At 70.3% G+C, this 22,723-nt stretch carries 22 protein-coding genes; 15 read left to right on the forward strand and 7 right to left on the reverse strand.

What is annotated here, in order from left to right:
- Positions 1–13: 13 nt before the first annotated feature.
- Entirely contained in the window at positions 14–2,224 is a 2,211-nt protein-coding gene (locus FCN22_RS00890) for a hypothetical protein (protein ID WP_137119640.1), read from the reverse strand.
- Positions 2,225–2,338: 114 nt separating this feature from the next.
- Here FCN22_RS00890 and FCN22_RS00895 point away from each other — a divergent pair, with 114 nt between their 5' ends.
- Positions 2,339–3,880: a hypothetical protein gene (locus FCN22_RS00895; protein ID WP_137119641.1), complete on the forward strand. Its 1,542-nt coding sequence runs from the start codon at positions 2,339–2,341 to the stop codon at positions 3,878–3,880.
- Positions 3,881–3,911: 31 nt separating this feature from the next.
- Here FCN22_RS00895 and FCN22_RS21525 read toward each other — a convergent pair whose 3' ends face one another.
- Positions 3,912–4,244, reverse strand: a complete 333-nt coding sequence (locus tag FCN22_RS21525) for a response regulator transcription factor (protein WP_162308091.1) — start codon at positions 4,242–4,244, stop codon at positions 3,912–3,914.
- 217 nt (positions 4,245–4,461) lie between these two features.
- Here FCN22_RS21525 and FCN22_RS00905 point away from each other — a divergent pair, with 217 nt between their 5' ends.
- From FCN22_RS00905 to FCN22_RS00925, 4 genes are all read left to right on the forward strand, one after another.
- Positions 4,462–5,106 carry a hypothetical protein gene (locus FCN22_RS00905; RefSeq protein WP_137119643.1) on the forward strand — a complete coding sequence of 215 codons (645 nt, stop codon included), beginning with the start codon at positions 4,462–4,464 and terminating at the stop codon, positions 5,104–5,106.
- Between the two features lie 96 nt (positions 5,107–5,202).
- The gene (locus FCN22_RS00910; RefSeq protein ID WP_137119644.1) at positions 5,203–5,769 is read left to right on the forward strand and encodes a signal peptidase I; all 567 of its coding nucleotides are present in this window, start codon (positions 5,203–5,205) and stop codon (positions 5,767–5,769) included.
- Positions 5,770–6,029: 260 nt separating this feature from the next.
- A complete protein-coding gene (locus tag FCN22_RS00920) occupies positions 6,030–6,449 on the forward strand; it encodes a VOC family protein (RefSeq protein WP_137119646.1) in 420 nt (139 codons plus the stop codon).
- A gap of 234 nt (positions 6,450–6,683) precedes the next feature.
- Complete coding sequence (locus FCN22_RS00925; protein ID WP_137119647.1) at positions 6,684–8,021, forward strand: HNH endonuclease; 1,338 nt, start codon at positions 6,684–6,686, stop codon at positions 8,019–8,021.
- Between the two features lie 188 nt (positions 8,022–8,209).
- Here the strand turns inward: FCN22_RS00925 and FCN22_RS00930 are convergent, their stop codons facing one another.
- A complete protein-coding gene (locus FCN22_RS00930) occupies positions 8,210–9,283 on the reverse strand; it encodes a phosphotransferase family protein (protein ID WP_162308092.1) in 1,074 nt (357 codons plus the stop codon).
- A gap of 136 nt (positions 9,284–9,419) precedes the next feature.
- On the opposite strand from FCN22_RS00930, the gene FCN22_RS00935 reads away from it, so the two are divergent.
- The 3 genes from FCN22_RS00935 (at position 9,420) to FCN22_RS00945 (ending at position 12,453) form a co-directional block, all read left to right on the forward strand.
- Positions 9,420–10,076 carry a GNAT family N-acetyltransferase gene (locus FCN22_RS00935; protein WP_137119649.1) on the forward strand — a complete coding sequence of 219 codons (657 nt, stop codon included), beginning with the start codon at positions 9,420–9,422 and terminating at the stop codon, positions 10,074–10,076.
- Between the two features lie 91 nt (positions 10,077–10,167).
- Complete coding sequence (locus tag FCN22_RS00940) at positions 10,168–11,538, forward strand: transaminase (RefSeq protein WP_137119650.1); 1,371 nt, start codon at positions 10,168–10,170, stop codon at positions 11,536–11,538.
- A gap of 72 nt (positions 11,539–11,610) precedes the next feature.
- Positions 11,611–12,453, forward strand: coding sequence for an aldo/keto reductase (locus tag FCN22_RS00945; RefSeq protein WP_137119651.1), 843 nt, complete (start codon positions 11,611–11,613; stop codon positions 12,451–12,453).
- 30 nt (positions 12,454–12,483) lie between these two features.
- On the opposite strand, the gene FCN22_RS00950 is transcribed toward FCN22_RS00945, so the two are convergent.
- The gene (locus FCN22_RS00950; protein ID WP_137119652.1) at positions 12,484–13,074 is read right to left on the reverse strand and encodes a YdeI/OmpD-associated family protein; all 591 of its coding nucleotides are present in this window, start codon (positions 13,072–13,074) and stop codon (positions 12,484–12,486) included.
- Between the two features lie 164 nt (positions 13,075–13,238).
- Here FCN22_RS00950 and FCN22_RS00955 point away from each other — a divergent pair, with 164 nt between their 5' ends.
- Complete coding sequence (locus FCN22_RS00955) at positions 13,239–14,159, forward strand: G1 family glutamic endopeptidase (RefSeq protein WP_137119653.1); 921 nt, start codon at positions 13,239–13,241, stop codon at positions 14,157–14,159.
- 31 nt (positions 14,160–14,190) lie between these two features.
- Complete coding sequence (locus FCN22_RS00960) at positions 14,191–15,186, forward strand: asparaginase (protein ID WP_202911328.1); 996 nt, start codon at positions 14,191–14,193, stop codon at positions 15,184–15,186.
- Positions 15,187–15,268: 82 nt separating this feature from the next.
- On the opposite strand, the gene pdxR is transcribed toward FCN22_RS00960, so the two are convergent.
- Positions 15,269–16,687, reverse strand: coding sequence for a MocR-like pyridoxine biosynthesis transcription factor PdxR (pdxR, locus tag FCN22_RS00965; protein ID WP_162308093.1), 1,419 nt, complete (start codon positions 16,685–16,687; stop codon positions 15,269–15,271).
- Positions 16,688–16,769: 82 nt separating this feature from the next.
- Here pdxR and FCN22_RS00970 point away from each other — a divergent pair, with 82 nt between their 5' ends.
- The 3 genes from FCN22_RS00970 to FCN22_RS00985 all read left to right on the forward strand — a co-directional run bounded on the left by FCN22_RS00970 (position 16,770) and on the right by FCN22_RS00985 (position 19,459).
- Positions 16,770–17,402: a pyridoxamine 5'-phosphate oxidase family protein gene (locus FCN22_RS00970; RefSeq protein ID WP_137119655.1), complete on the forward strand. Its 633-nt coding sequence runs from the start codon at positions 16,770–16,772 to the stop codon at positions 17,400–17,402.
- A gap of 91 nt (positions 17,403–17,493) precedes the next feature.
- Positions 17,494–18,081, forward strand: a complete 588-nt coding sequence (locus FCN22_RS00975; protein ID WP_137119656.1) for a TMEM175 family protein — start codon at positions 17,494–17,496, stop codon at positions 18,079–18,081.
- A 478-nt stretch (positions 18,082–18,559) separates the two neighbouring features.
- On the forward strand, positions 18,560–19,459 hold the full coding sequence (locus tag FCN22_RS00985; RefSeq protein ID WP_137119657.1) for a sterol desaturase family protein: 900 nt from the start codon (positions 18,560–18,562) through the stop codon (positions 19,457–19,459).
- Here FCN22_RS00985 and FCN22_RS00990 read toward each other — a convergent pair.
- On the reverse strand, positions 19,456–19,782 hold the full coding sequence (locus FCN22_RS00990) for a putative quinol monooxygenase (protein WP_137119658.1): 327 nt from the start codon (positions 19,780–19,782) through the stop codon (positions 19,456–19,458). The genes FCN22_RS00985 and FCN22_RS00990 overlap by 4 nt on opposite strands.
- Positions 19,783–20,141: 359 nt before the next feature.
- Between FCN22_RS00990 and FCN22_RS00995 the strand changes: the two genes are divergently transcribed.
- Positions 20,142–20,618, forward strand: a complete 477-nt coding sequence (locus FCN22_RS00995) for a cupin domain-containing protein (protein ID WP_137119659.1) — start codon at positions 20,142–20,144, stop codon at positions 20,616–20,618.
- Here the strand turns inward: FCN22_RS00995 and FCN22_RS01000 are convergent.
- Entirely contained in the window at positions 20,602–21,531 is a 930-nt protein-coding gene (locus FCN22_RS01000) for an NADP-dependent oxidoreductase (RefSeq protein ID WP_137119660.1), read from the reverse strand. The two genes, FCN22_RS00995 and FCN22_RS01000, sit on opposite strands and share 17 nt — an antisense overlap.
- Positions 21,532–21,687: 156 nt before the next feature.
- On the opposite strand from FCN22_RS01000, the gene FCN22_RS01005 reads away from it, so the two are divergent.
- Positions 21,688–22,722: a hypothetical protein gene (locus tag FCN22_RS01005; protein WP_137119661.1), complete on the forward strand. Its 1,035-nt coding sequence runs from the start codon at positions 21,688–21,690 to the stop codon at positions 22,720–22,722.
- Position 22,723: the final 1 nt, after the last annotated feature.

Raw genomic sequence — 22,723 nt, forward strand, 5'->3', positions numbered from 1 at the left:
CACCTCCTCGGTGTCAGGGGTCCACTCTGCCACGCCGTCTCCGGTGCAGCAGGCCGTCCAGGGGCGAGCGGCGGGCCAGCGCCACGTCCCGGACACCGCCAGCCGGGCCTTCGGCCGCCCGGTCAGCCGGCGAGCCCCCGGAGCGGATCCCGAGGGCGAACAACAACGGCGCGAGGACGAACAGCCCGATCGGCGGGATGCCTGCGCCGGAGTCGTTGGCGAAGAAGCCGAGGGTCCAGCAGATGGTGGCCGCAGCCAAGCCGTGGCCGAGGAACGGCACGCTCTCCCAGAGCCGTTGGACGGGGCGCAACCACCGCAGCGGCGGCGCGACGAGGAGCGCGATCGCGAGGACCAGGAGAAGGGGGCTCAACGGCACGTACCAGGCTGACGTCAGCAGCTTCCAGTTGCCCTCGACGATCTGCCCCACGCCACCCCATCGACCGTCTTCAAGGAGGCCCGCCACGAACTCGCCGAGGTGGGTGCGGTAGCTCGGCGGACGTAGGTAGTCGGCGAACGCCACCAGAGCGACGATGCCCGCGGTCGAGCTGCCGATGACGGCCACCCGTTGCCATGTGACCTTGAGGCCTCCCGCGTTCATGGCGAGGTAGGCGAAGGCCGGCAGCAGGGCGGCAGGTCCGCCGCCGTCCGCCCCCCACTCCGGGTAGCCGTCGACGATGATGACGGGAACTCCCACGATCAGGACCGTCAGGGCGGCCAACCACCGGTGGCCCGCACCGCTCGCGTGCCCGGCAACGCGGGCATGTCCGGCCAGGATGGCGGCGAACACCAGGGCGGCGGTCGCCATCATGGCGAATCCGACGTTGCCCACGCCGTAGAACCTGCCGCCGTAGACGGGCTGGAGCCCCAGCATGGAGGTGAACTGCAGACGGGAGCCGTGGACGACGTCGAGTGCGACGGTCAGGGCGGTGATGCCGAGGATCACGCACATCGGCCCGGGGCGCCACCGCCGCCACGGCCCGAAGTAGCCGATGGCAGAAATGGTCACGGCGATGGCGAGGACCCCGGCCGTGAGCGCGAGACCCGGATGTGGCGCGTCCCACCACGGGACCAGGCCGACCAGGAAGGTCGATGCGGGGATCGACGACATGGCCCCCGCGATCCAGGCGCCCAGGCCACGCAGTGGCCGTGACCGCTGCACCGACACACTGTTGCGGTGGGCCCATCGTCGGTAAACCACCACCGCGAAGACACCGACAGCGAGGATGAGGCCCGCGATGGTCAGGGATCTCAGGAAGAAGGTTTGAGCTACGGAGTACTCAACCGAAAGTTGCTTCCCCAGGTCTTTCACGGAGTCGAAGGGGCCGTCCACGTCTGTCGTCGGCAGGACGAGGGGCTGCCTCGCCTCTGTTTTCGGCGGTCCGACGTTCGGGGCCTGGAGCAGAAGGAGTCGCGCAAGATCGGCGGTGGTCACCACTCCCGGCTGACGGGTGTTCAGCGACGTGAGCCGGCCGTGCGGGATTCCCGGTCCTGTGATCACTGCGCCCCGCAGGTGCTCGGGCGACCTGTCGTCCGCAATCCCGGCCACGATGACGGTGGCGTTGTCGGGGATGCGCTTCAGGAGGGAGGGAAGCAGCTCCGCGCTGGGCGTACCGAGGCTGACCAGGGTGAGGGCGCAGGCATTGAAGTCCACCTGGCGGGGGTCGGCGACGTAGTGGCGCACCGTGCCGGTGCGGTTGGCAGCGCCGATGGCGGCGGCGGGGCCGGCCGCCATGATGCACTTGTCGGAGAGGTCGAACGATGAGCCCAGGAGGCCGAGATCGACCTTGGGGTTGACGTTGTGGGTGGCCCGACGAATATCGGCCCACGTCGGGAAGTATGCCGAGGGGCCTTCCTGCAGCGGCCGGGGAATCGGTGGGCACGGCCCAGGCTCCTCACCCGGCTCCGTCGCGTCCGGCCCCGGAAAGACTCCGGTGCGTGCCACGGCCGAGACGGTCAGCCAGGAGTTCTTGCTGCAACTGTGCCCGCGGTAGTTGCGCACCAGGACCCCTCCCACGGCGCCACGGCGCGTCATGGCGTAGACCTGCGGATGTTCCTTGTGGGTGGTGGAGTCCCACTTGAGTGCGGGGACCGAGATGAACACCACCTGCCCGGAGGGCTTGATCGCGACCGACGGATGGTGGCGGGTGTTCAGGGAGATGCCGAAGGAGGTCCCCAGAACGACGATGGCGGCGACGGCACACCAAGCAATCCACCGACGCAGCACCTCAGCAAGATTAGACGGTCCGCTCGTGGGGGTGGGGCTGGGCGCGCCCGCGAGGCTGACCGTCAGTCCCTTCCTGCATCATGGCCCCATACATCGTGGGACGGAGGTGGACGGATGGGTCCAAGACGTGGTCGGCCAGCGGCGTTGCCACTCGACACCACCCCGTTCGACGCGCCGGTCGTCGATGTGGGCAGCAGGGTCGCCTGGCTCCTGCGCAGCAGCCGCCTGCGACACCACGACCGCGAGGTTCGTTCGCAGAGCCTCTTCGCGGCCCGTCTGCGAGCGAGAGGACTGACGGCCGACGCGGCCCGCGTCTCCGCTTGGGAGAACGGTCGGGTCGTCGTGCCCAAACCCGTCCTGATGGCCTATGCCGAGGAGCTCGGCCTCGCCTACGGTTCCTTGCGTGCTGCGCACTCCTCGTTGCGGAGGGTGCTCGCCTGCCCGGGCCAGCGCACTCGCGCAGTGAGAGGAGCATCGCCCTCGGCCACGCAGACCAGGGTGGACGCCGTCTACTCCCGGCTCGGCCACGAGCCCAGCGGTGGCGACTGGCTCGACCTGGCCGAGCTGATGTCGGGCGAGGCGGGGGTCGTCCTGCCGACCTCCCTGATGGAGGAGCTGGTGCTGCGGCTCCTGCGGGAGACCATGCGTGGCGTCGGACCCGCCTACACCACGCGGATCGATGCGCTCACCCGGCTGATCGCCACGCCCCGGCTGACCGCACTGGTCACCCGGTGCACCAACGCCGTCGTGCGGGAACCCGGGGCGCAGGGGGTCGCCGACCTGGTCGCCCTGCTCGGCGAGGTCGGCGACGTCGAGACCACGCGCCTGCTCCTCGGCCACCTTCGTGAGGGCGCACGGACCGTGCGGGTCGGTGCGACTCACGCAGTCCTCAACCTGGTGACCACCGGCCTGCTGCCCTCGGGGGAGGCCAGACGCCTTGCGCGCACCCTGGACGAGCTCGCTGCTGCGGAGCAAGACGGCCAGGGAGTGGCGATCTCGCAGATGATCGGCTCGCGGCTGGCCTGGTCCGATAGGGCCGGGACAGCTCAACCGAGGAACCCCGCGGGCCCGCTGGCGCCGGGTGCTGGCCGCCCTCAACGCCTCGTGGACGATCGGGAGGCCTCTCGTCGTGTGCTGGTCGCGTTCGAGGCAGCGAGCCTCGAACGTGGTCTGCCGGCAGATGGGATGTACCTCCGGCTGGCGCAGGAAGCTCTGTCCAGCTGGTTCATCGAGCGACAGCGTCACGCCGGACTGCTGTTGATGATGAGCCCTCACCGGCAGGCGGCGGCCGACGGTGCACTCGTCATAGCGACGAGCGACGCCTGCCGGCCACTTCGCTCACGTGCGTTGACGCTGCTGACCTATGTCGCCACGCCGGCGCAGGCGCCGGCTCTCGTGCCGTGGCTGGAAGATCCTGACCGTGACCGCCAGCGCGCTGCGCTGCTCGCGCTGAGCCATGCCGGCGCCCTCCCCACCGGCGCCGACCTGACTCGCATCGGGCGGGACGACCCGGCGCTCGCCGGCACGGTCTCCTACGCCGCGGGGATGTCGGGACATCCGATCCTGGAGGTGTGGGCCAAGGACGATGCCGCCACGTCCCGGTGGCGCACGACCGCACGGTGGTGGCAGAGCACCGGCTCCGCCGTGCGGGACTGAACGGCTTGAGGCCGCGGCGGGTGGCACGCGGTCACTGCGGTCGGTCTCTGTCCGTCCCGGCGCCGGGTCGGCTGTCCCCGTGCCAGACGGGCAGCGCCGACGGAACCAGGCCGTCCTCGCAAGCACGGTGGTAGAGCTCCAGCTTGGTGCCGGCCGACCGGCTGAGGAGCGCGTACTTGCGACGCACCCGCTTGAGGTACTCCTTCACCGAGCCCTCCTTGATGCCGAGTCGCCGTGCGACGGACTTCGACGGCAGGCCGGACACGTAGAGGCACAGCACGTCCCGCTCGCGGGTGGACAAGGCAGGACGGTCTGGCCCGAGTCGTCGCTGGTCGATGCCTCGTTGCTCGATGGTGGCGGTCACAGGGGCGATGCAAGCATCGGCTCGGCTGCAGCGCCTCATTGTTCGGAGATCTCGTGCAACACATAACAATGTCGCAGCGGCGGCGACATCTCGTCCCCTCTTGGGGATACACCCACGCACGGCAGAGCCGACGAGTGTGTCAAACGCCAGACGCGAACGCACCGAATCCCTAACGTTCCCAACGCCCAGCCAGGGCAGACGAACACGAGGGAGCACCATGAACACCAGCGTCAAAGCACGACTCGCGGCAGCCACGGCGACCCTGGCGGTCGCCGGCGGGCTCGCCGTCGCAGCGTCCGGCACCACCGGCGCCTACTTCAGCGACACCGCGAACGGAGCCATCAGCGGCACCATCGGCACCGTCAAGGTGGAGACCGGAGGCGGCACGGGGGCAGACCTGCTCAACGTCAACTTCACCAACCTGATGCCGGGTGAGGCGCAGACCGTCAAGGCCACCTACAAGAACACCGGCACAGGCAACCAGGACATCTGGGTCGTCTTCCCGAACGACATCGCTCTGTACGCCCTCAACGACCTCGGCTCCTACGGACACCTCAAGATCTCCTCCACCAGTGCCGGTCAGGTCTTCGCGTCCGACAACCTGCTCCACGGGGTCACCTGTTACACCGCGGCACCCGACGGACGCCCGGACGCCTGCCCGCTCGGGACGCAGTACAAGCTCGCGTCGAACCTCGCCCCCGGCGGCAGCGGCCGGATGGACTTCACCTTCGCCTACGACGGGCGGCTCAACAACGACTCCCAGGGCACGAACTTCAACCGCTACCCGGTGGATGCCCCCACGAACAGCGGGCTGCCCTACCAGATCGTGGCCACCCAGCCGGGTCAGGCTCCCGGAGCCTGACCCCGTCCGCGGGTGGGGCCGCCGACCCGGCCTCACCCGCTGTGACGGCCAACCGGCCGTCACAGACCTGTTCGCCGCGGCACAGTGGAGGAGACGATGGCTCGATCGCGCGGTTCGGTGTGGTCCGTGGCGGGTTGGCTGCTGCTGGCGGTCTGCCTGGGTGCGGTGCTGTTCATCGGTCTGCGGGCGCCATACGCCTTGTATGCCGTGCGGACCGGATCGATGACCCCGACCATCACGCCGCGCAGCGCGGTGCTCGTGCACGAGGGTGACTACCACGTCGGCCAGACCGTCTCGTTCCGGCACGACGGTGGCGTCATCACCCACCGCCTGGTCGACACCAAGGATGACGGCACGGTCGTCACCAAGGGCGACGCCAACGAGACGCCCGACCCGTTCATCGTGCACAGGTCCGACATCATCGGCGGCGTCGTGGCGGCGCCTCCGGCGCTGGGCTACTGGCTCGTCTTCCTCAAGGACCCGGCAGGGGCGGGGTCCTTGGTGCTGGGCCTGGTGGCGATCCGGCTGCTCTGGTCGTCGGCGGGTCAAGCCGGGCGGCAGGAGTCGGGGCCCTCACAAGCGGGTCGGCGTGGTGCGGTGGACGGGCCGGTGCCAAGCGAACCGGCTCACCAGCACGCCCTCGCTGTGGGTGAGGGTCGGTAGCCGCTTGCTCAGCACGTGCACCTGCGCGGCGGTGTCATCGATGCTGCCGACTTCGTCAATGACCCCGGCCGTGTGCAGCAGCCGCTCGGTCAGGCTGGTCTTACCGGCATTTTGCCGGGCGTCGACCCCCTGTCGACCCCTCGCCCGATGGCCCGGGCCAGAAATCCATGGTGCCGATGGCCCCGGCCAGAAATCCATGGTGCGGGTCTCGGCTGCGGAACTAGTCTGGGAGGTCCGACACTCGACGACAGGAGCACGCGATGGCCTCTCGACTCAACCCCTACATCGGCTTCACCGACAATGCCCGCCAGGCGATGGAGTTCTACGAGAGTGTCTTCGGTGGCACCCTCGCGCTCAACACCTTCGGCGAGGCCGGTGGACCGCAGACCTCGGACGCCGACAAGGACAAGATCATGCACGGCATGCTCGAGACCGAGGCGGGCTACACGATCATGGGAGCCGACACCCCCGAAGGCATGGAGCACCACGCCGGCACCAACATCTCGGTGAGCCTGAGTGGGGACGACGCCGACCAGCTGCGGAGCTACTGGGAGAAGCTGTCCGCCGGTGGCACGGTGACGGTGCCGTTGGAGAAGCAGGTGTGGGGCGACGAATTCGGCATGTGCGTGGACCAGTTCGGCATCGGCTGGATGGTCAACATCGGGTCGCCACAGACCTGAGCTAGCCGTCTCGGTTTGCGGTGCCTATCTCGACTCTGACGGTGAGCGAAGGCCAACCGTGCCTCCTCTGCTGGACGACGGCGCCGGTGTTGTGAAGAGGGCTCGGGGTGTGTGGACAGCGGGGCGTTCGCGGAAGGAGATGTGGATAAGCGTAGGGCGAATTCGACTGATAAATATGAGGATTCGTTGTTGATAAGTATCCCGGTTGTCGGTTGGGACGGGTAGTCTGGATACATGTTCGAAGCCCAGTCCGCTGCGGAGGCGTACCCGCAGCCGCCCGAGACGGCCGCTGCCGGGACGCTGTCTGGCGGGCGTACGGCGGCAGGCGCGGACCACGCTGACCCGGCAGAATCGGCGGCGCCCGTTGCCCAGAGTGAGGGGCGTCCGGTGTTGGGTGGGGTGGTCGCGGCGGCGGCCGCGTTGGCGACCGCCGTGGGGGAGCCGTCGTGGCGGCTGCAGCAGGACGAGCTGGGGATGGTGTTGGAGGGGTTGGCCGCGGTGCGCCGGGACGCGGAGCGGCTGATGGTGGCGGTGGTGGGCGATGCGGCCGGCCGGGCGACGCCGGAACGGGAGGAGCACTCCTCGGGCGCGGACTACGTGGCCGCGCACAGCCCCGGGTTGGACTCGGCTGCGGCGCACCAGGTGGTGCGGGTGGCCAAGGCGTGCGAGGAGGCCAAGCATGCCCCGTTGGCCGCGGCGGTGCGGGCGGGGGAGGTGCCGGTGCGCAAGGCGGACCGGGTGCTGCGGGCGCTGGAGCAGGTCGAGCCGTTCCTGACGTTCGAGGAGTATGTGGCCGACCAAGAGATCATCCTGCCGGTCGCGATGAGCGGGACCGAGCGGCAGCTGCGGCAGGTGTTGCGCTACCTGGTGGAGTGCGCCCGGCCCGAGCAGGACAGTGACGACTTCGAGGAGAGGCAGCGCCGGGGTCGGGGGTTGTCCGAGCGGGCGGTCGCCGGGGGACTGGCGGAGTTCGTGTGGCGGCTGGACTCCGAGGGCGCGGCGTTCGTGCGGGCCGCGATCGGACCGCTGGCCAAGCCGGCGCCGGACGGTGACGGGCCGGACCCGCGGTCGCCGCAGCAGCGGCGCTCAGATGCGTTGATGGCCATTGTTCAGCGAGGCATGACCTCGCCCGGGCAGGCGGCCACCACCGGCAACGCGAAGGTGGTGATCACGATCTCGTGGGAGCAGCTGGTCGGTGAGCTGCGCGGGCTGGGGCGCACGATGACCGGGGAACAGCTGAGCGTGCGGGCGGTGCGCCGGTTGGCGTGCCAGGCCGACCTGATCCCGACCCTGCTCGGGAGCGACGGGGAAGTGCTGGACATGGGCCGGCAGGTCCGGTTGGCCACCCCCGCGCAACGCCGCGCGTTGTGGCTGACCCAGAAGGGCTGCACCTACCAAGGCTGCTCCATGCCCGCGCAGTGGTGCGCCGCCCATCACGGGGTCTGGTGGTCCCGCGACGGAGACACCGACCTGGACAACCTCTACCTGCTGTGCCCGCGGCACCACACCATCGTCCACGACCGCGACCTGAGACCCGTCGAACACGACGGCCACTACGGCTGGCAACCCTGACCACCCCGCCCCCACCCCGCCCCCTCAGGGCGGGGACGCACCTATGTCCGCCGGCCGACGGGGTGCCGTTCGGCCAGCCAGGGAAGGCGGGCCGGCGCATCCTCCGAGGCTCCGAGGCTCCGAGGCTCCGAGGCCCCGTGGGCACGCGGCATGCGGGGCACAAGGACGCGTGTGTCCGGGTATGAATGTCAGGCCGGAGCGGTGGCGGGCTCCACAGATCGCCGGTCGGTCGAGTCGGCTGTGGCTTCCGGCCTGGTCGCACCGGGGCCACGTTCCATCGATCGGACCTTCCACCCGCGACGGTCGGCGAGCAGCAGCACCGCATCGTGGGCCTGCAGCAGCTTGTGCTGCCACAACGTCTCGGGCATCCCGGGCGGCAGCGGCTCGTGCTGACCACCGAGCATCTTCACCGCGATGGCAGCGAGGACCGCGTCGATCACGTCGTCGGTGGCCCCGGTGAAGAGTCGCGCTTCGAGCCACGGCGTGACGTCGAGACCTTGACGGTGCGCCATCGGCAACAGGCCGACGAAATCGACCCATGCTGGCCCGAGACATACCCAGTTCCAGTCGACCAGACGCGCCCGGCCGCGCCGGTCGACAAGGATGTTGTCGGGCCGGACGTCCTGGTGCAGCAGGTGGGGGCCGGTGATCGTCCGGCTCGCATCGGCGAGATCAGCCAGCTCGGCACCATGGGCCGAGACCATCGCGTCCAGCCACGGGTTGTCGCCGTGCGCGGCGGGACGCCGGCACGAGCCGCTGCGGATCTCGCGGATGTCCGCGCCGTGGCGGTCGCCGCGGTGGAAGTAGGGACCCCACGGCCGCTCGGTGTAGGTCGTCGGCGCACGGACCCGGGAGAGTGCGAGACAGGACGCGTAGACCGCGTCCAGGTGCTCGAGGCTCCACGGGAACCCGGGCATCGTCCCGTCCACGTGCTCCAGGGCGAGCAGCGCCCAGCCGTCGCGCGAGACGCGGGCAAGGGGTCGGCAGTGGGGCACCGACGAAGGCAGCCGGCGCAACACGGCCGCCTCGAGCTCGAGGCACGACGCCTGGTAGGCGATCCAGGGCGGAGCCGCCTTGACGAAGACCCGACGCCCGTCCGCGAGCCGCACGTCCCCGGCATACTGACCGCCGAAGCCCGCCCCGACCGGCGGTGAGGCATGGATCACCGCACTGTCGAGCGCCTGCCCGAGTGCGCGCACGACGCCTGCGGGGACCTGGCTCCAGCCGTGCCGCCGTGCCGTCTTCGTGTAGTCCAAGCTCACGCGCGCGACTCTATGACCGACCACCGACAACGACTCCTGGCTCGGGGCCGCGACGTCGATGCGCGACCGACGTGACGGGTACGCCGGCGAGAATTCGTGCTGGCGCGGCGGCCGAGCCTCCGACACACTCGCCCCCATGGGCACCGTCGTCGACCTCCTCCCCTCGCTCGGGCTGCGGATCACCGCGGGCCCGACGGAGCTGCGCGGCCTCACCGACGATGACCTGCCTGTCCTGTGCGCGCTGGCCGAGGAGGGCATCCACCCCGCGGACCAGATGCCGTTCTACTTTCCCTGGAGCCAAGCGCCACGGGGAGAGCTGGCGCGCAACACCGCCCAGTTCCACTGGCGGGCCAGGGCGACGTTCTCCCCGCGGGCCTGGTCCCTGCATCTGGGTGTCTGGCACGAGGGCGAGCTGGTCGGCAGCCAGGGCTTCGACACCACGAACTACCTCGTGACCCGCACCGGTGAGACCGGCTCCTGGCTCGGGCAGCGCTTCCAGGGCCGGGGCATCGGCACGGTGATGCGCCAGGTCATCTGCGCGTTCGTCTTCGACCACCTGGAGGGCGTCGAGGTGACTTCGGCAGCCTTCGTCGACAACCCCGCCTCCCTGGCCGTCAGTCGCAAGGTCGGCTATCGCGAGAACGGCATGATGCGGAGGCAGCGACGGGAGGGCGAGCTGGCGCTGCTGCAGGGCCTGGTGCTGCGCCCCGACGACCTCGTTCGTTGCGAGTACCCGCTCGAGGTGCACGGTCTCGAGCCCTTCCAGCGTTCGATCGGTCTCGAGCCCCGCTGAGCCCGAGTTGCCCCGTCCTTTCCCGCGTCGCGGTGTTCACGGGGTGGGCAGCGTCTGTCCCGCGGTCTCCTCGGGGCGCTAGCGTCTCCGCATGAGCATGCTTGACCGCGGACGGTTGGCGCGGGTCCTCCAGGTCGAGCAGGGCACCTATGTCGCCCGGAACCCGCGCAGCGAGAAGTTGTATGCCGGAGCCACCAACCTGTTCGGGCGCGTTCCGATGACGTGGATGAACATGTGGTCAGGCGGATTCCCGCTCTACCTCGACTCGGCGCGCGGCAACCGGATCGCCGACGTGGACGGGCACACCTACGTGGACTTCGCCCTCGGCGACACCGGTGCCATGGCGGGCCACTCCCCGGTCGCGACGACCGCGGGGGTAAAGCGCCGCCTGGCGGAGCTCGGTGGGATCACCACGATGCTGCCGACCGGGGACGCGCAGTGGGTCGGCGCAGAGCTGACCAGGCGCTTCGGTATGCCGTTGTGGTCCTTCACCTTGTCGACCACCGACGCCAACCGGTGGGCAGTCCGCCTTGCCCGGCTGACGACCGGGCGGCCGAAGATCCTGGTGTTCGGCCACTGCTACCACGGCTCGGTCGACGAGGCGTTTGCCCTGCCGGGGCCGGACGGCAAGACCGAGAGCCGCCCCGGCAACGTGGGGCCGCCGGTCCCGCTGGAGCTGACGACGCGGGCTGCCACGTGGAACGACCTGGCCTCCGTGGAGCGCGAGCTGGCGCACGGCGACGTCGCCGCGGTCCTGACCGAGCCGGCGCTCACCAACATCGGCATCGTGCTCCCGGAGCCAGGCTTCCTCGAAGGTGTCCGCGAGCTCGCGACGAGGTATGGCGCGCTGCTCATGATCGACGAGACGCACACCTTCTCGGCCGGCTGGGGCGGCGCCACGCGAGCCTGGGGCCTCGAACCTGACATCCTCGTGGTCGGCAAGTCGATCGGCGGCGGGATTCCCTGCGGCGCCTACGGGCTCAGTGCGTCCGTGGCTGCTGCGGTCACGCGTCACACCGATGCTGGTGATGCCGACATCGTCGACGTCGGTGGGGTCGGTGGCACCCTCGCGGGCAATGCCCTGTCCACCGCGGCCATGCGGGCCACCCTGGACGAGGTGCTCACGCCGGAGGCGTTCGAGCGGATGATCGGGCTGGCCGATGCCTTCGTCGTGGGGGTCCAGGAGACGATCGACGAGCTGGGCCTGCCCTGGTCGGTCGCTCAGGTCGGGGCGCGGGCCGAATACCGCTTCGCTGCACCGGCGCCCCGCAGCGGGGAGGAGTCGGCTGCGGCCGCCGACGAGGAGCTGGACGCCTACCTGCACCTGGCCATGTGCAACCGCGGCATCCTGATGACCCCTTTCCACAACATGGCGCTCATGTGCCCCGACACCAGCCGAGAGGACATCGATCGGCACACCGCGGCGTTCCGCGAGGTCGTGGCAGCGCTGCTCACCCGCTGAGGCAGTCTCCGGACGCGGTCCGGGTTGCGCCGTCGGATCGCCGGGCAGGGTCGGGCAGCGTACCTTGGGGCCATGTCTCCCGAGATTGCACGGCACACACTCAATGACGGAAACACCCTGCCCGCCATCGGCTTCGGCACGTCTCAGGTCACCGGCGACGAAGGCATCGAGGTGATGCGAAGCGCTCTCGAGGTGGGTTACCGCCTGATCGACAGCGCGGTCAACTACGGCAACGAAGAAGAGGTCGGAGAGGCCCTGCGCCGGTCCGGTGTGCCGCGCGAGGACGTCCAGATCACGACCAAGATCCCCGGTCGGCACCACGAGAGGGCGCTCGCCACGAAGTCGGTCGAGGACTCCTTGGACAGGATGGGGCTCGACTACGTCGACCTCGTGCTCATCCACTGGCCCAACCCGAGCGTCGGCAAGTACGTCGAGGCGTGGGAGGCGCTGGTGGACCTGCAAGGGCGAGGCCTCGTCCGCTCCATCGGGGTCAGCAACTTCACCCGCAAGCACCTCGAGGACGTCATCGAGGCGACCGGGGTCACCCCTGCCGTGAACCAGATCGAGCTGCACCCGTACTTCCCCCAGCAGGAGATGCGGATCGTGGGCGCCTCGCTGGGCATCCAGACCGAGTCGTGGAGCCCGATCGGCAAGCGCAACGCGCCGTTCGGCGAGCCGGCCGTGGTGGAGGCCGCGCAGGCCCACGACGTGACACCCGCGCAGGTCGTCCTGCGGTGGCACGTGCAGCTGGGGGCGATCCCGCTGCCCAAGTCGTCGAGCCCGGAGCGTCAGCGAGAAAACCTCGACGTGTTCGGCTTCGAGCTGAACGACGCCGAGATGGCGGCCATCACGGGACTCGGTCGTCCCGACGGCCGGCTTTTCGACGGTGACCCGGACACGCACGAGGAGATGTGACGACAGCCCCGCTTGGCGGTCCTGTCGGGCTCAGTCGGGCCGACGCTTCTGCGGATGGGGCGTCTCGTGCCGGGCCAGCATCTCCACGAACCCGGCGATCTTGCGTGCGCGTGTCTCGGCTCGCTTGACGGAGTTGACCCGGTGGATCAACGCGAAGCGATTGGTGGCGGTCAGCACGTCGAACATCGCCTGGGCCTGCGGATCTGCCGCGATCGCCGCGGCGAGATCGGCGGGGACCTGCGCGTCTGCCGGCCCGGCGTAGGCACGCTCCCAGCGCCCGTCGGCCTTCGCCGCCTCCACCGCGGCCCGGCCGGCCGGTTGCATCCGACCCTCCTGTTCGAGCCGGTCGATGTGGCGGACGTTGCGTGCAGACCACATGCTCCTCGGCCCTCGACGAGTCATCCGTTGGAGGTGGCTCTCCTCGTCCCGTCTCGCAACCTGGCCGTCGATCCAGCCGTAGCACAGCGCCTCGTCGAGCGCCTCGGCGTACGTCAGGCTCGTCACCCGGCCGCCCTTCTTGTGCAGGACCAGCCACACACCTGGCGAGGTGGCGTGGTGCTCGTCCAGCCAGGACCGCCACGCGGCGGCGTCGGCGACGAGCAACTCGGGCAGGCCGTCCATGGCACCACCCGACCAGATCCGGGTCTCCCCGGGCAAGCGACTTTGCGCGGGTATGCCGTCCGCTCAGTCGGAGACTGCGCCAAACGCCTGCGGGACGGCGGTGCCGGGCCTACCGTGAGAAGATTCCGGGTCGCCGGACCCGGGTCGTTTCTCGGGAGCACGCCATGGCTGAACAGCAGACCTCCGACCGCAAGGGCCTTCGGCTCCGCCCAGCTCCCCCGAAGGAGTTCGACCCGTTCGCGGCAAGCACGGCGGACCTGCACCGGCACGGGCTGCCGCTGCGCCCCGACCCGCAGACCCAGCCGGGGATGGCTGCCCTCTGGGACCGGCAGGCACGCCGCTACCGCGGTTTCGAGCACGTCGAGCCCCGTGCGGATACCGCCACTGCCGGGCAGGGGCACACTGAGCCTCGCGCGGACACGGCCATCGACGAGCGCCCCACCGAGGCCGGTTCTCGGCCGGCGCCGGTGCCCGCGCTGGGACCGGCGCCGATCGAGTCCTGCGGCTACAGCCTGACCAGCCTCTCGGCACCCTTCACCGCATTGTTCGTGACCTGGACCGTGCCGGACCTGCACTTCAGCGCCAGTGCGTTGGGTCTCAACCGCTTCCACACCTTCGTGGGGCTGGGCTTCCTGGACGTCCACGTCGAGATGACGGTGGACTCCGCGCAGAACGTCACCAGCCAGCTGTGGGCACAAGGAGTCGGGCAGGTGGGTCTCTCGGTCCGGCCCGGCGACGTCCTCAGTGGCTCGCTGTGCCTCGACACCAAGCCACCGGGCACGGCCCATTACTTCCTCGCCAACGAGACCACGGCACAGACGATGAACTTCACCGTGGACACGGGATATCCCCCGGCGGTCACCGTCGACATGGGTGTGACACGCGACGACCTCAACCAGCCGGCGCACCCCCTGGCCGGATTCGGGGTGGTCTACTTCGACGAGATCAGCATCTACACCACGGGCGGCGGCAGGCTGCTTCCGTCGGGGCAGGCCATCACCATGGTCGACGAGCGCGGCCGGACCTTGGCCCGTCCCTACCTGCTGAACGACTTCGCCTGCAAGGTCGTCTTCGTCGCCGCCTGACCGTTCGGCCCCTGGGCACTACGGTGACCGCGTGACTGATGCGCGCGTGGTCCTCTTCACCCTCGGCGGCACCATCTCGATGTCCGGCGGCGCCGGGGGAGCGGTGGCCCGGCTGGGCGGGCAGGAGCTGGTCTCGGGACTGAACGGCTTCGGCGACGACGTGCAGGTGCAGGTGCGCGACCTGCGCCGGGTGCCAAGCGCCGACCTCACGTTCGACGACGTCCTCGACGTGGTGGCCGCGGCAGACGAGGCGGTCACGGCGGGGGCGACCGGGATCGTGCTGACCCAAGGGACCGACACGCTCGAGGAGAGCTCCTTCCTCATCGATGCCGTCTGGAGTCACGAGCTTCCCCTCGTCGTCACCGGCGCCATGCGCAACCCGACCCTGCCCGGAGCGGACGGATCGGCCAACCTCCTGGCGGCGGTGCGGGTCGCTGCTTCCCCGGCAGCCAGGGGCCGCGGTGCGCTGGTCGCCTTCAACGACGAGATCCACGCGGCCGTCCGGGTCCGCAAGACGCACAGCACGAGCACGGCGACCTTCGCCTCCCCCGACACCGGTCCGGTCGGGCACGTGGTCGAGGGGGAGGCACGGTTCCTCGTTCCCGCGACTGCGAGCCGGCCGGTCATCGGTTGGTCCCGGGAGTCCCTGCGGGCGACGAGGATCGGGTTGCACACTGCGGTGTTCGACGACGATGGCTCGGCGCTCGCCGGCGCCGAGGATCGGTATGACGGGCTGGTCGTCGCCGGGTTCGGCGTCGGCCACGTCCCAGGTGCCATGGCCCCGTTGCTCGGTGACCTGGCTGCCCAGATGCCGGTCGTGCTGAGTTCGCGCACCGGCGCAGGACCGGTGCTGGCACACACCTACGGCGCCCCGGGCTCGGAGCGCGACCTGCTCTCCCGTGGCCTGGTCAGTGGCGGGTTCCTGCACCCCTACAAGGCGCGGGTCCTCCTGCACCTTCTGGTTGCCGCGAAGAAGAGCAGGGCCGAGATCACCACGGCCGTGGCCCAATTCGGCGACGAACACTGAAGACCCCTCTGACGAACACGGACACCCTTCTACGGAAGGCGCTGGGGGGCCGCCCCCACTCTCGCGCCGCAACCGGCGGCGGTCACGGGAGGGCGGAGGCCAGGGCGCGGACGAAGTCGCGGGCCCGGCTCTCGGGCAACATGGCGTAGCCGATCACCAGACCTGGCGGCTGTGGGCGAACGGCGTAGTCGGAGAGCGGCGCGACCAGATAGCCCGAGGCGCCCAGCGCGGCCGCGACCTCCGCGTCGTCGACAAACGCGGGCAGACGCGCCAGCACGTGCAATCCGGCGCTGACGCCGGTCACCTCCACCAAGGGCGCCAGCTCGCGAAGGTGCCGGATCAGCATCGCCCGGCGGGCGGCATACGTGCGCATGGCCCGAGCGTGGTGGCGACCGACCTCGCCGTGCACGAGCAGGTGGGTGAGGGCGCGGACGGCGAATCCGGACACCAGCGGGCGGACCCGCTCGACGGACGGTGCCGGGCTCGCCAGGTGCGGGGGCAGGACAGTCCAGGCGATGCGCAGCTCCGGGGTGAGGATCTTGGACGAGGTGCCGATGTAGGCCACGCGCTCGCCGCCGCCGTGCAACGACGCGAGCGCTGGCACCGGGTCTGCGTCGTAGCGGAACTCGCCGTCGTAGTCGTCCTCGATGACCAGTCCGTCGTGGTCGAGCGCCCACTGCACCAGCGCCACCCGACGGGGCAGGCTCATCGCGGAGCCGGTCGGGTACTGGTGCGCCGGCGTGACGTAGACCGCGGCATCGGTGTCGCGCACCCGGGCCACCAGTAGCCCTTGATCGTCAACGGGTACGGGCCGGACGTCGGCGCCGCTTCGCCGCAAGCCTTCCCGGGCCGCGGGATAGCCCGGGTCCTCCATCACGACGCTGGCGCCCACCAGGCCGCCACGGTGCGCCAGGTCGGTGACGGCGGAGCGCACGGTCGGATGCAGCCCGATGCGGTCGGGAGTCGTGGAGATCCCGCGGAACCGGCGGATATGGTCCACCAGCGCGAGCCGCAGCGCCTCACCGGACTCCTGCTCCTCCGGGGCGCTCGTGCCGCTCGGGACGATCGCGGCGCGCCAGGCCCGGTTCCAGCCGGCGGCCCGGATCAGGCTGGTGTCGGGCGTGCCCGGCCGCAGGTCGAGCGTTGGGCTGGCACCGGACCCCGTGGCGGCGCGCCGCTCCTGCCGCGGGGACGGCGGTCGCACCCCGCTGCGTGCTCCGTGGCGCACGAGGTGGGTCGCGCCCGCCGAGACCACCGTGCCGCTGCCGTGCCGCGACGCGAGGATCGTGGCGCCCACGAGCTCGTCGTAGGCCTCCACCACGGCGGAGCGAGGGAGCCCGTGCGTCCGGGCGACGGTGCGGGTCGAGGGCAGTGCGTCGCCGTCGTGCAGCCGACCCGCGGCGATGGCGGCGAGGACCCCCTCGGCCACCCGGCGCCGGATCGGGCGCACCTCCGGGTCGAGGTCGAGTCGGAGGTGGACACCGATGGCGGGGCGAGGCACCCCGCCCATTGGATAGTGGTCTGCTGAATCTGTCAATACTGGTTCGTGAACGAGGCCACTATGGGCGCGCACGCTGGTGCCCATGACCGCCATCCGACGCCATCCCGAACGAGCCAGCGCCGAGCGCCGGGCCCTCGACGCGATCCTCGACGACTCCTTCGCCGCCACCCTCTCCACCGTGCAGGACGGCGCGCCCCTGGTGGTCCCCGTGATGGCCGGACGCGACGGTGACCGCATCATCGTGCACGGGTCCACCGGTGCCGGGGCCCTGCGCGCCGCCGCTGCGGGCAGCCCGGTCGCACTGAGCGTGATCCACCTTGACGGGCTGGTCTACGCCGACAGCCTCTTCGACTCCAGCGCCAACTACCGCTCCGCCGTCGTCAACGGTGTGGCGACGGTGCTGAAGGGGGACGAGGCGATCGCTGCGCTGGACGCTCTCAGCGACCGGCTGCTGCCCGGCCGCCGCGAGGAGGTGCGCCGCCACCTGCCCAAGGAGCTCGCGGCGACGTTGGTGCTGTCGCTGCAGATCGGTGACGACAACTGGACCGCCAAGGCGCGCAGCGGGCCACCGGCCACCGAGCCCACGGCCGGCGTCTGGCAGGGCGAGCTGCCGATCGAGTCCCGGTTCGGCAGTCCCCGCGCGCACCCGGGGAATCCCGAGTCCGTGCCGGTGGCGCCGTCGGTGGCCAAGCGGGTTGGTGGTCCGCTGACCTGAGCGCCCTCCTGAGCGGGTCTACGCTGTGCACGCCCCGGCCTGCGCAGGCACGGGCAGTCGAGGAACAGCCCCGTCCGGACGGAGACCGGCGATGAGGACCAACCGGATCGAGGCCTTCAGCGACGGGGTGCTCGCCATCCTCATCACGATCATGGTGCTCGAGCTCAAGGCGCCGGAGGCGGCCACCTTCCACGGCCTCGGCGCGGTGGCGACGAGCCTGCTCACCTACCTGTTGAGCTTCGTCTACATCGGCATCTACTGGAACAACCACCACCACTTCTTCCATCTGGTCCGGCGGATCGACGGAGTCGTGCTGTGGGCCAACCTGCACCTGCTCTTCTGGCTCTCGCTCATCCCGTTCACGACCGCGTGGATGGACAGCACCGAATTCGCGACCGTGCCCGTGGTGGTCTACGGCATCGACCTGCTGCTGTGCGCGGTCGCGTGGTACGTCATGCAGACGACCGTCCTGCGGGCCGAGGGAAGCGAGTCGGCGGTGCGCGGGATGCTCGGCCGGGACCTCAAGGGCAAGCTCTCGCCCGCCCTCTACCTCGCTGGCATCGGCCTGTCGTGGGTGACCCCGTGGCTCGGTCTGGCCATCTACACGGCCGTCGCCGTCCTGTGGCTGGTGCCCGACCGCCGGGTCGAGCGCGCGATCGTCCTTTCGGACGAGGGCTGACACCTGACTGTGACGACCATGCCCGCACACGGGCACACGGGCACACGGGCACCGGCGACGAAGCTGGCTTGGCCGGACCCCGCCCCTTCGTGGTTGGCGGCGACTGCCAGGTGGCCGCCGATGAGGAAGGCCAACCCACCGAACATCCGTTTCTCCGCCAGGTCCGGCTCGCGACCGATCACCTCTCGGATGCGGTCGGCCAAGTCCTCGTCGTAGACCACCAGCCAGAGCCTACTCGCGTCGAAGCCGTCTGACCGGCGAGCGCCAGCGCCGTCCAGTTTCGCAACCCACGCTGGCACTGCTCCGGCTCGCGAGGTGGGCATGGCGGCGTGTCCGGCCGAACACCCCGTGTGTGCCAGCGCGAGTTGCGATTCAAACCTGCTCGTTCCCTTCCCCCGGGCCCCGATCGCGGCGTAGCGTTACTGGTGGGTAGTCCTTCGGCTCCGATGCGCCAGAGTCCGCAGGAAGGAGCGCCGAGATGGCCTTCACCGACGAGCTGCGTGACCCGGTCTCCTACGCGGTCCCGTTCTTCCTGCTGTTCATCGCGATCGAGCTGGTGGCGCTGCGCTTCCTCGACAACGGCGAGGGCCCGCAGCGGCGGGGCTACGAGCGGCGCGACACGTGGACCAACCTGGTCATGGGCGTCGGCTCCATGGTGGTCAACCTCGGCGCCAGGTTCGCCGCGCTGCTCCTCTACGCCGTCCTGTTTGTCCTGACGCCGATGCGGCTGGACCCGCACCACTGGAGCACCTGGGTCGGCACGATCCTTGCCGTCGACCTGCTCTGGTACAGCTATCACCGCAGCTCGCACCGGATCCGGATCCTGTGGGCGGCTCACCAGGCGCACCACAGCTCGGAGTACTTCAACTACTCCGTGGCCCTGCGCCAGAAGTGGAACCCCTGGGGGGAGCTGATCTTCTGGATCCCGTTGCCCCTGTTGGGGGTCTCGCCATGGATGATCTTCTTCTGCTTCTCGGTCAACCTGATCTACCAGTTCTGGGTCCACACCGAGACGATCCCGAAGCTGTGGCAGCCGATCGAGCTCGTGTTCAACACCCCGTCCCACCACCGCGTGCACCACGCGGTCAACCCGGGCTACCTGGACCGCAACTACGGCGGCATCCTGATCATCTGGGACCGGCTGTTCGGCAGCTACGCCGAGGAGGTGGAGGCACCACGCTATGGCGTCACCAAGCCGGTGAACACGCACAATCCGTTGCGCCTGCAGTACGGCGAGTTCGCCGCGGCGTTCCGCGACGTGCACTACGCCGAGAACTGGCACGACCGGCTCGGCTACCTGTTCGCGCCACCTGGCTGGCGCCCCAGCCCGCCCACGGGCAAGCCGGCGGGGCTCGCGAAGGGCGAGGCGACCGGTTAGTCCCCGACCTTCATCTCGCCGAGCTCGGACCAGTCGTCCTGCTCGAGCGAGGCGTTGATGACCTTGGGCGTGGCCACGAGGTGCTGCGGCAGGGTCTGCTGGGCCTTCTTGAAGTGCTCGGACTGCACGTGGGCGGCACCGGCGTCACCGTCCCGAAACGCCTCCACCAGCACGTATTCCGTGTCGTCCCGCAGGCTGCGCGACCAGTCGAACCAGAGGCACCCCTGCTCGGCGCGGGTCGCTCGGGTGAACTCGCCGGAGATCTCGGGCCAGCGATCGGCGTCCTCGGGACGGACGCGGAACTTCGCGGTGATGAAGATCATGGGTCTCCTCGGGTCGCGCGGTGGTGGCCGGGGGCGTCCCGGTGCGCCCATCCTCTCCCCGGCAGGTCGTCAAGGCAACGCGCGATTCGTTAAGCAACGCGCGATCGTGCGATGCAAGGGCGTGGTGGCCGGACCCGTCCGCGGTGCGAGACACGGCCCCTTTCACGTGGACCTCGACAGGGCCCATGTGTTCCACTGCTGGTATGTCTTCGGGCTCGACGCAGCGAACGCCGCGCATGCATGCCATGCGCCGCTGCCTCCTGCTCCGCTGGTGTGCCTGAGACCCACGCACCCGCACGCCCGGCGCCCACACCGCGCCCCAGCACCCGAAGGCCCACCCCCATGAACGAGGTATCAGCATGACCACCCTGACCGGTCGCACCCCAGGCGTCGACCACTTCTCCGGGGCGCAGCTGCTGCGCACCCTGCACCTGTTCGGGAGCGACCCGGAGCTGCCCGAGTTGCTCGACCTGCGCGCCGACCGGCGCCAGCGCCGCGAACTCGTCGAGACGCCATACCTGCAGGTCTGGCTCGTCAGCTGGCCGGTGGGCGCGGGGAGCGGCTGGCACGACCACCGTGGGGCACACGGCGCGCACCTCGTCGTGCGTGGTGAGCTCACCGAGCACAGCTGGTTCGGGGGCGTGCACGAGGAACGGCTCGGCCACGAGGGCAGGGCCTTCGGGGGTTCGCACGTCCACGAACTCGTCAACGCCGGCCACCGAGTCGCACTCTCGCTGCACGCGAGCGCGCCCGCTCGGGGCGTGTCCCGCTATGTGCTGCGCGACGGACGCCTCGAGTCGGTCGAGTCGCTGGAGCCGCTCATTCGTCGCGGCTGACCCGCACGACGATCTTGCCCCGACCGTGGCCCACCTTGCTCCGGTTCAGGGCCGCGGCGGCCTCCTCGAGCGGGAAGGTCTCGGCCACGGTGACTTCGAGCTCCCCGGAGTCGGCCAATCTGGCCAGCTCCTGCAGGTCGGAGGCGCTCGGACGGGCCCAGAAGACGAGACCGCCGGCCTCGCCCACCGAGTGGTCGGCCACCGAGCCGTGGCGCCCGCCGGGCCGCAGCACGGCGCGGGTGACGTCGAGCACGTCGCCGACGAAGTCGACGACCACGTCGACCCCCTTCGGCGCGAGCGCCCGCACCCGGTCGGCCAGTCCGTCGCCGTAGGCCACGGGTTCGGCGCCGAGGCCGCGCAGGTAGTCGTGGTTGGAGTCGGAGGCCGTGCCGATGACCCTCGCGCCGAACGTACGAGCGATCTGGGTGGCGAGGGCGCCCACGCCGCCGGCCGCGGCGTGGATGAGGACCGTCTCGCCCTCGCCCACGCCGAGACGCGTCAACAGCTGGTATGCCGTGAGTCCCGCCAGCGGGAGCCCGGCCGCTTGGTCCCAGTCCAGCGCCGCGGGCTTGGCGGCGACCGTCCTGACCGGTGCCGTGACGTAGTCGGCGAAGGTGCCCCCGTGCACGAAGTCCTTGCGCACGTAGGCGATCACCTCGTCACCGGGCGCGAACTCCGGGGTGTCCAACCCGACCGACTCGACAACCCCAGCGACGTCCCAGCCGGGAACGACGGGGTAGAGCACCTCCATCATCGGGTCGAGGTAGCCCGCCATCAGCTTCCAGTCGACCGGGTTGACCCCGGCGCTGCGCACCCTGATCCGCACTTCACCGGGGCCGACCTTCGGCTCGGGCTGGTCGGTCAGCTGCAGGACGTCGGGGTCGCCGTAATGGTCATAGGTGATAGCTCGCATACGCCAGACAACAGCGCGGTGACCCGGAGAATTTCGCCCTTGTCAGAGAGTGTCTTCGAGGCGGCGCCGAGATCCGGTGGGCATGTGATGCCTGTTTGGGGGTAATCGGTGCATACGGTGAGGACCGAACGCTCGGGACCAAGCTAGGGAGGACCGATGAGCACCAACACCGGCGCCAATCGTCCGGAGGGCGAAGGATCGACCGACCTGCCCACGGGGCGCCCTCTGAACGAGCAGGACCACCGCACGCTCGGCGAGCGGCTCACGGGGCGGGGAAACGTGCCCGGCACGGCTCCGGCCGAGCGCACGGCATACGGCGAGGGAGATCGCGCGACGGCCACCGCACCGGCGGGAAGAGGACGGCACGAGGCCTACGACCAGGCCGCGGACGCGCCGGTGGAGGAGACCGGGGCTTCCGGCAGCCGTTCGGCCGACACCCAGGCCGTGCCTGCCCCAGGAGCACGTGACACGGACCGTCGAGGTGAGGAAGCCCGACGCGCCGAGCTCTCGCGCGACGACGTCCGGCGGGACGACACCCGGCCCGTGGACACCCGAGCCGCCGCCGACGAGCGTGACGTCGGCTACTCCGGCCGCACCGCCGCGGGATACACCGAACGTCCGGCGGTGCCGGACCGGCACAGCGTCATCGCGCGGCAGAAGGAGGACTTCGGCGGGGTCAAGATCGGTGCCGGCTTCTTCGGCTGGCTCGCCGCCACCGGGCTCGCGGTGCTGCTGACCGCCCTCGTGGCGGCCGTCGGCGCACAGATCGGGGTCACGGACGCCAACCTCGACGAAGTGACCCGCCAGGCCTCGGACAACCTGGGCTCGATCGGGCTCGCCGGTGGCATCGCGCTGCTGGTCATCATCGTCGTGTCCTACTACGTCGGCGGCTACGTGGCCGGCAGGATGGCCCGGTTCAACGGGATCCGGCAGGGCCTGGTGGTCTGGCTCTGGGCGATCGTGATCGCTGCGATCGTCGCGGGGGCGGCCGCCCTCTGGGGACCGAAGTACGACATCCTCAGCACGCTCAACAGCTTCCCGCGCTGGCCGGTCGACCAGGGCACGCTGACCACGGGCGGCATCATCGTGCTGATCATCCTCGCGCTGGCGAGCCTCATCGGCGCCCTGCTCGGTGGCCTGGCCGGGATGTACTACCACCGCAGGGTCGACAAGGTGGGCCTACCGGACTGAC

The sequence above is a fragment of the Segeticoccus rhizosphaerae genome (genome assembly GCF_005222685.1).
GTDB classification, from domain to species: domain Bacteria; phylum Actinomycetota; class Actinomycetes; order Actinomycetales; family Dermatophilaceae; genus Segeticoccus; species Segeticoccus rhizosphaerae.

What these genes read in the sequence shown, in the direction of transcription:
- FCN22_RS00895 (WP_137119641.1), top strand. Translation starts at nt 2,339, where the DNA reads ATGGGTCCAAGACGTGGTCGGCCAGCGGCGTTGCCACTCGACACCACC.
- FCN22_RS00905 (WP_137119643.1), top strand. Translation starts at nt 4,462, where the DNA reads ATGAACACCAGCGTCAAAGCACGACTCGCGGCAGCCACGGCGACCCTG.
- FCN22_RS00910 (WP_137119644.1), top strand. Translation starts at nt 5,203, where the DNA reads ATGGCTCGATCGCGCGGTTCGGTGTGGTCCGTGGCGGGTTGGCTGCTG.
- FCN22_RS00920 (WP_137119646.1), top strand. Translation starts at nt 6,030, where the DNA reads ATGGCCTCTCGACTCAACCCCTACATCGGCTTCACCGACAATGCCCGC.
- FCN22_RS00925 (WP_137119647.1), top strand. Translation starts at nt 6,684, where the DNA reads ATGTTCGAAGCCCAGTCCGCTGCGGAGGCGTACCCGCAGCCGCCCGAG.
- FCN22_RS00935 (WP_137119649.1), top strand. Translation starts at nt 9,420, where the DNA reads ATGGGCACCGTCGTCGACCTCCTCCCCTCGCTCGGGCTGCGGATCACC.
- FCN22_RS00940 (WP_137119650.1), top strand. Translation starts at nt 10,168, where the DNA reads ATGAGCATGCTTGACCGCGGACGGTTGGCGCGGGTCCTCCAGGTCGAG.
- FCN22_RS00945 (WP_137119651.1), top strand. Translation starts at nt 11,611, where the DNA reads ATGTCTCCCGAGATTGCACGGCACACACTCAATGACGGAAACACCCTG.
- FCN22_RS00950 (WP_137119652.1), bottom strand. Translation starts at nt 13,074, where the DNA reads ATGGACGGCCTGCCCGAGTTGCTCGTCGCCGACGCCGCCGCGTGGCGG.
- FCN22_RS00955 (WP_137119653.1), top strand. Translation starts at nt 13,239, where the DNA reads ATGGCTGAACAGCAGACCTCCGACCGCAAGGGCCTTCGGCTCCGCCCA.
- FCN22_RS00970 (WP_137119655.1), top strand. Translation starts at nt 16,770, where the DNA reads ATGACCGCCATCCGACGCCATCCCGAACGAGCCAGCGCCGAGCGCCGG.
- FCN22_RS00975 (WP_137119656.1), top strand. Translation starts at nt 17,494, where the DNA reads ATGAGGACCAACCGGATCGAGGCCTTCAGCGACGGGGTGCTCGCCATC.
- FCN22_RS00985 (WP_137119657.1), top strand. Translation starts at nt 18,560, where the DNA reads ATGGCCTTCACCGACGAGCTGCGTGACCCGGTCTCCTACGCGGTCCCG.
- FCN22_RS00990 (WP_137119658.1), bottom strand. Translation starts at nt 19,782, where the DNA reads ATGATCTTCATCACCGCGAAGTTCCGCGTCCGTCCCGAGGACGCCGAT.
- FCN22_RS00995 (WP_137119659.1), top strand. Translation starts at nt 20,142, where the DNA reads ATGACCACCCTGACCGGTCGCACCCCAGGCGTCGACCACTTCTCCGGG.
- FCN22_RS01000 (WP_137119660.1), bottom strand. Translation starts at nt 21,531, where the DNA reads ATGCGAGCTATCACCTATGACCATTACGGCGACCCCGACGTCCTGCAG.
- FCN22_RS01005 (WP_137119661.1), top strand. Translation starts at nt 21,688, where the DNA reads ATGAGCACCAACACCGGCGCCAATCGTCCGGAGGGCGAAGGATCGACC.